This window comes from Streptomyces sp. NPDC001450 (assembly GCF_053597295.1).
Window position 1 is genome coordinate 29,131 of sequence record NZ_JBSFHY010000019.1, and the last position, 12,397, is coordinate 41,527.

The following is a 12,397-nucleotide window of genomic DNA, read 5'->3' on the forward strand; positions in this document are numbered from 1 at the left end:
GTCCGGGCTTCACCCCGGGCCCCGGCGGGGGCGTCGCGTCCGCACTCCTGCGGCGGCGCCGATCCGCCAGGCCGGTGCACCAGCCCTCCTCGCGGGTGATCAGCCCTTCTTGGTGATCAGCCCTTCTTCGGATGCGGAGTCGAGCCGTACGCCGTCAGGAAGCGGTCGCGGAACGCGCTCATCTTCCATACGGGGGCGTTGTGCGCGGGGCGCAGGCCGTCCGTCCAGCCCCAGCCGGCGATCTTGTCCAGGACCTTCGGGTCCTTGGCCACGATCGAGATCGGTACGTCACGGCTGGCGTGGTTGCCGCTGACGCGGGCGATCGGCTGGTGGTCGCCGAGGAAGACGAGCACGGTGTCGTCGGTGCCGTAGCGTTCCAGCCACTCGGTCAGCGCGGTCACCGAGTACTGGATCGACTTGCCGTACTCCTCGCGGGACTTGGTGGTGTCGGCGATGACGTCCGCCGGCTTGTTGCCCGCCGCCTGGATGCCCTTGAAGATCGAGCCGTCGCCCAGCTGGTCCCAGCCGACCATCTTCGGGATCGGCGCCCACGGCTGGTGGCTGGAGGTCAGGATGAGCTCCGACATCATCGGCTTGTCGTGCTTCCGGCCGTGCACCCGCTGCTGGAACTGCTCCAGCGCGTACTGGTCCGGCATGGTCGACCAGCTGAACTTCGGTCCCTTGTAGCCGAGTTCGAAGGCGTTGTAGACTTTGTCGAGGCCGTAGAAGCTCTGCTCCGGCCAGGCCTTCTGCACACCCGGCATCACACCGACCGTGTTCCACGCGCCGGTCTTCTTGAAGGCCTTGGTGAGGCTGAGGTGGTCGCTCGCCATGACGGTGCGGTAGCGCTGCTGGTTGTTGATCCACAGCCCCGACAGCGTGGTGGAGTGACCGAGCCAGCTGCTGCCGCCGTAGGTCGCCGAGGTCAGCCAGCCGCTCTTGGCGTGGTAGCCGGCCTTGGCGAGGGCCTGGGTGCGCGCGTCCAGGGTGCTGTCGACGCCGGGCGCCATGATCGGGTCCTCGACGGCGCTGCGGCCGTAGCTCTCGATGAACGTGAAGATCATGTCCTTGCCGCGCAGGGCGGGCACGAGCTGGGAGGGCGGGGTGTTGCCGAAGGCGTCCACCTTGGCCACCTTCTGGAACTCCGCCTCGTCCCGCAGGGTGTCCGCCACCCGGCGGGCCTGGATCTTCACGGCGGTGGCGGTGCGGTCCGAGGCGATGGGCACGCCGGAGATCTGCAGGCCGAGCGAGGAGCAGGTGATCCAGACGACGCCCGCGATCAGCGTGCCGCGGGTCGCGGTGCCGGTGTGCCGGGCGAGGAGGTTGCTCAGCCGGACCGTGGACAGCGCCAGCAGCACGAACAGCAGCAGGATCACGGCGATCAGACCGGCGGTGGCGGCGAGGGTGGCCGTGCGGCCCAGCGAGTCCTCCAGGTACGACTGCGCGTCGCCGAGCAGGCTCCAGTCGAGGACGAGGTTGAAGCTGCGGCCGAGGTACTGGTTGAACCCCATGTCGAGCAGGTTCAGCACGGTCATCGCGGCGAGCGCGACCCCGGACACGGCGGCCAGCACGATCCGGGGCCGGCGCGGCAGAGCGAGCATCAGCGCGGCGCCGATGACGGCCTCTCCGGGTATGCGCAGGAACTTCTCGGGCCCGAGGTTGACGACGCTGTTGGGCATCACGAGCGCGGCGACGACGAGGAGGGCGGCCAGCACGTCGACGGTCACGGAGAGGACCCGGCCGGCGGTCGGGTGTGCCTCCCGCCACCGCCGCCACCACCGCGTCCGCGAGGACCAGACTGCCCAACTGCGGTGGGTGGGGCGGGGGGTGGCCTTGTCGGCGGTTGCTCCGGGGGCTTGCCCGGCGGTTTCCCCGGCGGTTGCTTCGGGGGTTTGCTCTGCGGTTTCCCCGATGGGTTTTTCGGACGCTTCCTCGGTGGGTTCCTTGGAGGCTTCCTCAGGGGCGTGCGCGGCGGGTTCCTCGGCAGGCCCCGTGAGGGATTCCGCGGTGGATTCCGCGGTGGATTCCGCGGTGGATTCCGCGGTGGGCTTCTCGGCGGTCTCCTCGGGTGCTTCCTCGGCTATGCAGTCCGCGACCTCGGCCGCCGGTGCGCCGTTCTCGAGGCTGACTTCCGCGGCCTCCGTGGAGCCGGCCGGTTTCGCGGCCGGCGTTCGCTCCTCGTCCCGTTTGTCGAGGACAGCCTCGGCTCCCCCGGCCGTACCCGATGACTGGCGCGTGCTCGTGTGCTGAGGCAACCCGGAGGTCCTTCCGTGCGAGACCCGTGACGGAGTCGGCGGGCCACGCTGGGGAGGCTGGGCAGGGCCGGAGAGACCCCGGCCCGCCTGGCCCGCCGTCATCTCCTACGGCCGGCCCTTCGCCCCTGTTCACAGCACCGGGCAAACACCCGGCAAAGCAGACCCCCAACGGCGAACACGGCTGCCCCCCGGAGGGCTAGGCTCCTCCGACCGCCGTGAGCAGCGCGAGCGGAGCCGCTGCCGAGCGGGACTCGCGGATGCACGCGTGCGGGTAGGGGACCGGCTCGGAACGGGTGTCGCGGCCGTAGCCCGCCAGCACCTCCGGCAGCCGGTGTCCGGCGGCCGTCGCCGCGTCGACCAGGGCGTGCGCCACCGTACGAGCCTCGTCGTGCAGGCCGTAGCGGGCCAGGCCCAGCGTGATCAGCGCGTTGTCGTGCGGCCAGACCGACCCCCGGTGGTAGGAGAGTGGGTGGTACGCCGGCTGGCCGGAGGCGAGGGTGCGTACGCCCCAGCCGGAGAAGAAGTCCGGTTCGAGGAGGCGTCGGCCGACCACCTCGCCGTACTCCTTGTCCAGCAGCCCCGACCACAGCAGATGCCCGGCGTCCGACGCCAGCGCGTCGACCTGGTGACCCTCCCCGTCCAGCGCGAGCGCCGGGAAGGACCGCTCCTGCATCCAGAAGTCCCGCTGGAAGCGGTCCCGCAGGTCGGCCGCCGCCTGTTCCAGCAGGGCGCCGTACGTCTCGTCGGCCCACACCGTGCGCGCCACCCACGCCGTGCGGCGCAGCGCGTCGTACGCGTAGCCCTGGGCGCCCGCCGCCATCACCGCGCCGGTGGGCCGGGTGCCGTCGGACCAGCAGATCGCGCCGGGGGAGTCCTTCCAGTTCTGGTTGGCGAGGCCGCCCTCGTCGGCGCGGTAGACGAGATAGCCGCGCGAGGTCAGCCCGCCGTGGTCCAGCATCCAGCCGATCGCCCCGCGGGCGTGCGGTTCGAGGCGGCGGGCCAGGACGGCGTCCCCGGTCTGTTCGACGTACGCCCCGAGCAGGATCAGGAACAGCGGGGTCGCGTCGACCGAGCCGTAGTAGCGCCCGAACGGCACCTGCCCGAAGTGCGCCAGCTCGCCGTGCCGCACCTCGTGCACGATCTTGCCGGGCTGGGCGACCCTGGACGCCGCGGTCCCGGTCGCCTGGGTGGCGGCCAGCGCGGGGAGTGTGGCCGCGGCCAGCTGAGGGCGGTACGGCAGGGTGAACAGGGCGGTGAGCAGGGCGTCCCGGCCGAGCAGCGTGAGGAACCAGGGGGCGCCCGCCGCCGGGACGCGCAGCTCCTCGCCGTCCGGTCCGGTCGCCGGGACCTGCAGCGCGGCCAGGTCGGACAGGCCGCGGGCGCAGGCCGCCGCCAGCTCCGGCCAGCCGGTCGGGAAGGCCACGCCCTCCACGAACCTCTCCTCCAGCGCGAGGACCTGTTCGTTCACCGAGGCGGGGGAGCGCGGCACGCGCAGGGCGCGCCTGTCGCCGTGCGGGCGGGCCATCACGCGCAGCACCAGCTCGGCCGTGCCGTGGGGTGCCAGGTCCAGGGTCCACACCAGGCGGCGGGCCCCGGTGCCGGTCTCCTCGACGGCGTCGGGCGCGGGGTCGGCGGTGATGGTCGTACAGGACCGCCATTCGGCCCGCCGGTAGGTGAACTCGATGCCGTCGTCGAGGACGTGGCGGGAGCGTACGGCGCCGGCCTTGACGTAGGTGCGGTGGTCGGAGCGCAGCTCGAACTGGTCGGTGAAGTCGGCGTCGGCGGTGATGGCGAGCCGGACGGTGGTGGGCGCGGGGCGGTTGCTGGTCACCCGCAGGGACTCGACGAACGAGCTGTCGCCGACGGCCTGTTCACGGAAGAGCGTGTGGGCGGGCGGCTCCTGCCGGCCGCCGCGCGGCACCAGCACACAGCGGGTCGTGTCGCCGTCCGTGACCGGCGTGAGCACCTCGGGCACCGCGCCGTCGACGGTGAGCTGCCAGCGGCTGAGGTGCCGGGCGTCCCGTACGAATAACCCGTCCGGGGCGCCGCCGCCCCGCACCCCGCTGATGTCGCCCCGGTCGCCCACGGCGGCGAACGTCGCCCCGTGCACGAGCAGATGATGCCGGTCCGTCATGCCCGGTCCCCTCCCTTGTCACTCCTGTCGAACGTGCCGGGGCCCGTGGGGGACACGTCGTGTCCCACGGGTTGGTGGAGCAGGTCGAGCGCGAGTGCGGCGGTCCAGCCGAAGCCGGTCGCGCCGCATGCCTCGCCGGTGTACGGGTCGACGTACTCGGCGAATTCGGTGGCTCCGGCGAGGCTCAGCACCGCATCCCGCAGCGCGTCGGCCCGCTCCCGGTCGCCGTGGGTGCGCAGCCCGCGCTCCAGCAGCCAGCTCGTGTTGAACCACGCCGGGCCCCGCCAGTACCGGTGCGGGTCGAAGGCCTCGCCGACCAGGTCGTAGCTCGGCACCAGCCTCGTGCCGGCGCCGAGCCCGAAGTGCGGGCCGCCGAGGGTCCGGACGAGGGCCGAGACCACGTCGCGCGGAAGGCCGGGGAGGAGGAGCGGGACGAGGCCGGAGACGCTGCGCTCGGGAACCAGCCCTCCGCCCCGCAGGTCCCGGCACAGGAACATCCCGCTCGCCGGGTCCCACAGCCGGTCGACCAGGGCCGCAGTCAGCCGCTCGGCGCGCGCGTGGCGGGCGGTGCCGGGCGCGCCCAGCGCCCCGGCGATCCGCGCCAGCGCGTGCTCGGAGGCGATGAGCAGGGCGTTGAACGCGGGGTCCTCCACAGCGAACTCGCCCGCCCGTCTCCCGCCACCGCCCTCGACCGAGGCCCGGCGGGCCGCCCCCGTGTCTGCCCCGTCGGCATATCCGGAGTCCCGGTAGTCCGCGGCCAGCCGCACGTACCGCCCGTAGTCCAGGTCCGTCGGCCGGTCCTCGGCGGCGCCGTGGTCGAGGTCGGCGCGGCGGAAGGAGCGGGCCGGGGCCGGGGTGACGCGGGCGAGCGGGGCGTCCCAGCAGGGGCTGTTGTCCATACCCTGTTCCCAGGGGTGCACGACGGACACCAGACCGCCCCCGCCCAGGTCCCGCCGGTGCAGCAGATACCGGTGCCAGGCGGCCAGCCGCGGATACACCCCCGCGAGGAAGCCGCGCGCCCGCGACAGGCCGGGGTCGGCGCAGTGCACCAGCCAGGCCGCCAGCGCGTGCACCGGTGGCTGCACGATGCCGGAGGTCTGTACGGTGCGCGGGGCGCCCGCAGCGCGCCCCGCGGTCGAGGAGCGCCAGAAGTCGGGGCTCGGGAAGTACGCGTCGAGCGGTACGGAGGGGTTGAAGACGATGTGCGGGACGCGCCCGTCGCCCCACTGGGCCGCCAGCAGCGTCTCCAGCTCCGTCTGCGCCCGCAGCGGCGAGAGGTGCCTGAGGCCGATCGCGATGAACGCCGAGTCCCACGACCACTGGTGCGGATACAGGCTCCGGGAGGGCACGGTCGAGCTGCCCGTCCAGTTCGCCTCCAGCACCCCGGCCGCCCTGACGTGCAGGGACGTGTACGCGGCCGGCGGATCGTATGCGATCTCGCGTTCCGTGACACGGGCAGTGAGCTGGGCAGTGCGATCCACTCGGGGCTCCCCGAAGACGTCCGGCTGACCGGGTTTGGTTGTGGCTACCGCAGGGTTACGTCTATTTAACACGCAAAACTCAATATGTAAGGCAAGCTTGAGAAACACAAGGGGGTGTGCATGACCGGACGGCCCGGCAGGGCAGGCAAGGGCGGCAGTCAGGCCAGCGCCGGCGATCTGCTCGAACTGGTGCGCAGTGGGCGGGCCGTGACCCGCGGCGCCCTCCAGCAGGCCACCGGACTCTCCCGCGCCACCGTCGGCCATCGCCTCGACCGGCTGTTCCGGGCCGGCTGGCTGCGCGAGGGCGCCGGCGGCCCGGTCGACTCGCCGCTCGGCGGGCGCCCCTCCATCACCCTGGAGTTCGACGACTCCCACGCGGTCGTGCTCGCCGCGGACCTCGACACCCGGCACGCCCGGGCGGCCGTCCTCACCCTGGCCGGCGAGATCCTCGCCGAACACTCCGGCACCCTGGTCGTCGAGGACGGACCCGAGGTCGTACTGGGTGAACTCGGCCGCTGGTTCGGTGAGTTGCTGGTCAAGGCGGGGCACCGGGCGGAGGAGGTGTGCGGCATCGGGCTCGCGGTGCCCGGGCCGGTGGACAGCGAGACCGGCCGGGTGGTGCAGCCGCCGATCATGCCGGGCTGGGACGGCTACGACATACGGGGCCGCCTCTCCCGCGCCTTCACCGAGCACACCGGCGCCCCCGCGGTCCCGGTCCTGGTGGACAACGACGCCAACCTCATGGCCTACGGCGAACAGCGCACCGGACACCGCGACTGCTCGGCGTTCGTGCTGGTCAAGGTGTCCACGGGCATAGGTGCCGGAGTCGTGGTCGACGGCTCGATCTACCGGGGCGTCGATGGCGGCGCGGGCGACATCGGGCACATCCGGGTGGGCACCGAGGCGCTGTGCCGGTGCGGTTCGTACGGCTGTCTCGCCGCCGTCGCCAGCGGCGGCGCCGTGGCCCGGCGGCTGGCCGAGTCCGGGGTGCCTGCCGCGTCCGGCTCGGACGTACGGGACCTGCTGGCCTCCGGGCACCCGGAGGCGGCCGCGCTGGCCCGGGAGGCCGGGCGCCGGGTCGGGGACGTGCTGGCGACGGTCGTGACCCTGCTCAATCCGGGCGTCCTGATGATCGCCGGGGATCTGGCCGGAACCCCCTTCCTCACCGGTGTCCGGGAGCTGCTCTACCAGCGGGCGCTGCCCCGCTCCACGGCCCACCTGGACGTCGTGACGTCCCGGCTGGGTGAGCGGGCCGGGCTGCTGGGTGCCGGGGCGCTGGTCGTGGAGCATCTGTACGCGCCGGAGCGGGTGGAGGAGCGACTCCTCGCGCTGGGCGTGTGACGTGTGGGTTTCTGATTGTTTTCGGTCTCAGAAGGCGTCCGCATGGTGAAATCCGGTCTCCTGTGGCAGCGTGATTCTCGCCACCCTTGATAAGGGTTGCGCTCAGATGAGCGGATCATGGGCGACTGCACTTCTCCAAGGGGTGGCACTCGGTGCCACCCCTTGATCGTTCATCGATCGAAATCAGATGTGCTGGCAGTGCGCTCATCTGAGCGGAAAAGCGGCCCTGTGGGGCTTGCTGTCTTCAAGAAGTGAAAACATCAGCCCCGCTGAGCTTGTCAAGCTTTGACTTTCGATCCGCTGGCGGACGACTGGTTACAGGCCCATGACGCACAAGTGGACGTACCCAGACGCCTTCGATCTGGGTATGTTCCTCGCCGTCAGGGCAGCCACCGCGGCCTCAAGGAGTCGAGACCCGTGTCGGAAAACAAAGAATCCCACGTAGCGAAGTTCGTTTACGACTTCACCGAGGGCAACAAGGACCTCAAGGACCTCCTCGGCGGCAAGGGCGCCAACCTCGCCGAGATGACCAACCTGGGTCTTCCGGTCCCTCCCGGCTTCACCATCACCACCGAGGCCTGCAAGGTCTACCTGGAGAGCGGTGAAGAGCCCGCGGCACTGCGTGACGAGGTGAGTGCGCACCTCGACGCCCTCGAGCAGAACATGGGCAAGAAGCTCGGCCAGGCCGACAACCCCCTGCTGGTCTCCGTCCGCTCCGGCGCGAAGTTCTCCATGCCCGGCATGATGGACACCGTCCTGAACATCGGCCTCTCCGACAAGTCGGTGCAGGGCCTGGCCAAGCAGGCCGGTGACGACCGGTTCGCGTGGGACTCCTACCGCCGCCTCATCCAGATGTTCGGCAAGACCGTCCTCGGCGTCGACGGTGAGCTCTTCGAGGAGGCTCTCGAGGCGGCCAAGGCGGCCAAGAAGGTCACCGTCGACACGGACCTCGAAGCGGCCGACCTGAAGAAGCTGGTCACCAAGTTCAAGAAGATCGTCAAGACCGAGGCCGGCCGGGACTTCCCGCAGGACCCGCGCGAGCAGATGGACCTCGCCATCAAGGCGGTCTTCGACTCCTGGAACGGCGACCGCGCCAAGCTGTACCGCCGCCAGGAGCGCATCCCCGGTGACCTGGGCACCGCGGTGAACGTCTGCTCCATGGTCTTCGGCAACCTCGGCCCCGACTCCGGCACCGGCGTCGCCTTCACCCGCGACCCCGCCTCCGGCCACCAGGGCGTCTACGGCGACTACCTGCAGAACGCGCAGGGCGAGGACGTGGTCGCGGGCATCCGCAACACGGTCCCGCTCGCGGAGCTGGAGTCGATCGACAAGAAGTCGTACGACCAGCTCATGCAGATCATGGAGACCCTGGAGAACCACTACAAGGATCTCTGCGACATCGAGTTCACCATCGAGCGCGGCCAGCTCTGGATGCTCCAGACCCGAGTCGGCAAGCGCACGGCGGGCGCGGCCTTCCGCATCGCCACCCAGCTGGTGGACCAGGGCCTGATCGACGAGACCGAGGCGCTCCAGCGCGTCACCGGCGCCCAGCTGGCGCAGCTGATGTTCCCGCGCTTCGACGAGCACGCCAAGGCCGACCAGGTCGGCCGGGGCATCGCGGCCTCGCCGGGCGCCGCGGTCGGCAAGGCGGTCTTCGACTCGTACACCGCCGTGAAGTGGTCCCGCTCGGGCGAGAAGGTCATCCTGGTCCGCCGGGAGACCAACCCCGACGACCTCGACGGCATGATCGCGGCCGAGGGAATCCTGACCTCCCGCGGTGGCAAGACCTCCCACGCGGCCGTGGTCGCGCGCGGCATGGGCAAGACCTGTGTCTGCGGCGCCGAGGAGCTGGAGGTCGACACCAAGCGCCGCCGTATGACGGTCCCCGGTGGTCACGTCGTCGAGGAAGGCGACCTGATCTCCATCGACGGCTCCAGCGGCAAGGTGTACCTCGGCGAGGTCCCGGTGGTCCCGTCCCCCGTCGTGGAGTACTTCGAGGGCCGGATGCACCCGGGCGCCGACGACGCCGACGAGCTGGTCGAGGCCGTGCACCGCATGATGGCCTTCGCCGACCGCAAGCGCCGCCTGAGGGTGCGCGCCAACGCGGACAACGCCGAGGACGCGCTGCGCGCCCGTCGCTTCGGCGCCCAGGGCATCGGCCTGTGCCGCACGGAGCACATGTTCCTCGGCGAGCGCCGCGAGATGGTCGAGAAGCTGATCCTCGCGGACACCGAGGAGGTGCGCGAGGCCGCCCTGCGGGAGCTGCTGCCCCTGCAGAAGAAGGACTTCGTCGAGCTGTTCGAGGCGATGGACGGTCTGCCCGTGACCATCCGTCTGCTCGACCCGCCGCTGCACGAGTTCCTGCCCGACATCACGGAGCTGTCGGTCCGCGTGGCCCTGGCCGAGTCCCGCCAGGAGCCGCACGAGAACGACCTGCGCCTGCTCCAGGCTGTCCACCGTCTGCACGAGCAGAACCCGATGCTGGGCCTGCGCGGCGTCCGCCTGGGCCTGGTCATCCCCGGCCTGTTCACGATGCAGGTCCGCGCCATCGCCGAGGCCGCGGCCGAGCGCAAGAACGGCAAGGGCGACCCGCGCGCCGAGATCATGATCCCGCTCGTCGGCACGGTCCAGGAGCTGGAGATCGTCCGCGAGGAGGCGGACCAGGTCATCGCCGAGGTCGAGGCGGCCACCGGTACCCGGCTGAAGCTGGCGATCGGCACGATGATCGAGCTGCCGCGAGCGGCCCTCACGGCCGGCCAGATCGCGGAGGCGGCGGAGTTCTTCTCCTTCGGCACGAACGACCTGACCCAGACGGTGTGGGGCTTCAGCCGCGACGACGTGGAGGCCTCGTTCTTCACGGCCTACCTGGAGAAGGGCATCTTCGGCGTCAGCCCCTTCGAGACGATCGACAAGGACGGCGTCGGCTCCCTGGTGAAGGCGGCGGCGAAGGCGGGCCGCGAGACTCGTCCCGACCTGAAGCTCGGCGTCTGCGGCGAGCACGGCGGCGACCCCGAGTCGGTCCACTTCTTCCACGAGGCCGGCCTGGACTACGTCTCCTGCTCCCCGTTCCGCATCCCGGTCGCCCGCCTCGAGGCAGGCCGCGCGGCCACCCAGTCGGAGGGCAGCGACCACCGCTGACCTCCCCCGGAGGCCCGGCCGCAGCGCCCAGCCTCCCCTGACCCCGGAGCCGCCGTCGGTCCCCGACCCTCAGACCGATCGGCGGCGGCTCCGGCGCACGAAAGAGGAGGGGCGCCACCCTGTGCGGGGGTGGCGCCCCTTCGTGCATCATTCGAAAACGGCAGGCCGTGTTCGGCCGGCTTGGACTTGGCGATCTTCTTGATCTCACGGCGTTCCGAGAGGGTGAAGGTCTTGGGTCGCCCGCCCTTGTACTTGGGGTAGAGCGAGTCGAAGCCGTCGGTGTTGAAGTTGTGGATCACGTCCCGGATCCGGTCCGCGCTGGTGAACGTGACCTCGGCGATCTTCGCCACGGGCATGCCCTGGGCGGACAGCAGCACCATCTGGGCCCGCCGCCAGGTCACCACCGACCCGGTGCCCCTGCGGGTGATCCGCAGCAGCCGTCTGCCCTCGGCGTCATCGATCTCGCGGACCCGCACTCGCTCTGCCATCGGCCCAGCCTGGCGCACGCGCGCCGTCCGAAGCGGCACCCGGACGGCGCGTCACATCTGCGACTGAGCATGTAGTTGGCAGGATTTGCCACCTGCTGTGGTCAGCCTGGCGCCTCGACGTCGTCAGTGAAGGCGCGCAGCAGATGCTGTACCAGCAGCGCCAGGCCGCCGAGCACGCTAAGGTGCCACAGGCCCAGCCCGTTCACCGGGCGCGCCTTAGCTCACCGCCTGCTTCACGAGCGCACCGATCCGCGCCTCCACCTCGGCCGTCACCTCGGTCAGGGCGAAACCGGCCGCCCACATCGTGCCCTCGTCCAGCTTCGCCTGGTCGCTGAACCCGAGCGTCGCGTAGCGCGCCTTGAACTTCTCCGCGCTCTGGAAGAAGCACACGACCTTGCCGTCCAGCGCGTAGGCGGGCATCCCGTACCAGAGCTTCGGCGCGAGGGCCGGGGCGCTGGCTGTGATGACGGCATGGATCCGCTCAGCCATGATCCGGTCCGAGTCCTGCATCTCGGCGATCTTCGCGAGCACGTCCCGCTCCGCCTCCGCCGCCTTGTCCGCGCGCGAGCTGCGGCGGGCTGCCGTCTTCAGTTCTTGGGCGTGGTCCTTCATCGCGGCCCGCTCCTCGGCCGTGAATCCCTCGTGCGTGCTGCTTTCGGTGCTGCTCATGGCAGATCTCCCTTTGAGGGTCTGATGTGCTGGATCTTGGGCGCGTGGGTGGCGACGTGTCGCCACATCCGACATCGGCACGCGACGTGCCGATCGAGTCTGAATACTGCGCGCAGCCCTCGACATTGTCAACGGCACGCCATGTGCCGTTAGGATGGTGGCATGACCGACACGCCCGCCACGCCGAGGCGCCGAGGCGCCGCGCGCACCGAAGAGCTGCTGCAGGTAACCCTCGATCTGGCTGCGGAGGTCGGATACGCGGGCCTGAGCATCGAGGCGGTCGGCCGGAGGGCCGGGGTCGGAAAACACACGATCTACCGGCGCTGGCCGTCCATGCCGGCGCTGCTGCTCGACGCGCTCAGCCGCGTGTGGACCAGCGACCTGGACTATCGCGACACCGGGGACGTTCGCGCGGATTTGCGCGAACAGTTCCTACGCTCGGGCCTCGCCCTCTCCAGCCCGCCGATCGGCCCCGTCTACCGCGCAGTCATCGCCGAGGCGCAGGCCGATTCAACGCTGCGGGCGACCCTGCACGAACGATTCCTGGTCACCGTCGAGCAGAGCACCCTCGACCGAATCACCCGCGCCCAGCGCACTGGTGAACTGACCGCGGAAGCGAATCTGGAATTCGCCGCCGAGGTGCTGTGCGGCACGCTGTACTACCGCAGCCTGCTGTCAACCCGCCCCATCGACGAGGACGCGGTCGACGGACTGCTGGACATGTTCATGGCCGCCTACGGAACCAGCAATTAGGACTCGACCACACAAGTCGGACCTACTCTCCCGATCCGAGGACCGTACAGGTCACAACCGCACAACAGGGCGAAGGTTGTCTGATGCGGCACTAGGCTGCGTCACGCGCCGTGGCGGCCGCCGAGCACGCGTATCTGG

Annotated in this window: 7 protein-coding genes and 1 pseudogene; 3 read left to right on the top strand and 5 right to left on the bottom strand. The window is 70.8% G+C overall.

Features of this window, described 5'->3' with window-relative positions; genetic code table 11:
* Positions 1-116: 116 nt before the first annotated feature.
* From ACWC5O_RS21935 to ACWC5O_RS21945, 3 genes are all read right to left on the bottom strand, one after another.
* Positions 117-1,679 (bottom strand): sulfatase-like hydrolase/transferase, encoded by a 1,563-nt coding sequence (locus ACWC5O_RS21935; protein ID WP_450589890.1) that lies wholly within the window; start codon positions 1,677-1,679, stop codon positions 117-119.
* A gap of 772 nt (positions 1,680-2,451) precedes the next feature.
* A complete protein-coding gene (locus ACWC5O_RS21940; RefSeq protein ID WP_450589842.1) occupies positions 2,452-4,389 on the bottom strand; it encodes an amylo-alpha-1,6-glucosidase in 1,938 nt (645 codons plus the stop codon).
* Positions 4,386-5,870: an MGH1-like glycoside hydrolase domain-containing protein gene (locus tag ACWC5O_RS21945; protein ID WP_450589843.1), complete on the bottom strand. Its 1,485-nt coding sequence runs from the start codon at positions 5,868-5,870 to the stop codon at positions 4,386-4,388. Before ACWC5O_RS21945 ends, ACWC5O_RS21940 begins: the two co-directional genes overlap by 4 nt.
* Positions 5,871-5,990: 120 nt before the next feature.
* Between ACWC5O_RS21945 and ACWC5O_RS21950 the strand changes: the two genes are divergently transcribed.
* Positions 5,991-7,211: an ROK family protein gene (locus tag ACWC5O_RS21950; protein WP_450589844.1), complete on the top strand. Its 1,221-nt coding sequence runs from the start codon at positions 5,991-5,993 to the stop codon at positions 7,209-7,211.
* 417 nt (positions 7,212-7,628) lie between these two features.
* Positions 7,629-10,349 carry a pyruvate, phosphate dikinase gene (gene ppdK / locus ACWC5O_RS21955; RefSeq protein ID WP_450589845.1) on the top strand — a complete coding sequence of 907 codons (2,721 nt, stop codon included), beginning with the start codon at positions 7,629-7,631 and terminating at the stop codon, positions 10,347-10,349.
* A gap of 152 nt (positions 10,350-10,501) precedes the next feature.
* Here the strand turns inward: ppdK and ACWC5O_RS21960 are convergent.
* Positions 10,502-10,837, bottom strand: a pseudogene (locus ACWC5O_RS21960) (helix-turn-helix domain-containing protein); the annotation flags it as partial.
* 216 nt (positions 10,838-11,053) lie between these two features.
* The gene (locus ACWC5O_RS21965; RefSeq protein WP_384473555.1) at positions 11,054-11,506 is read right to left on the bottom strand and encodes an iron chaperone; all 453 of its coding nucleotides are present in this window, start codon (positions 11,504-11,506) and stop codon (positions 11,054-11,056) included.
* Between the two features lie 162 nt (positions 11,507-11,668).
* Between ACWC5O_RS21965 and ACWC5O_RS21970 the strand changes: the two genes are divergently transcribed.
* Positions 11,669-12,259 (top strand): TetR/AcrR family transcriptional regulator, encoded by a 591-nt coding sequence (locus ACWC5O_RS21970; RefSeq protein WP_450589846.1) that lies wholly within the window; start codon positions 11,669-11,671, stop codon positions 12,257-12,259.
* Positions 12,260-12,397 lie beyond the last annotated feature (138 nt).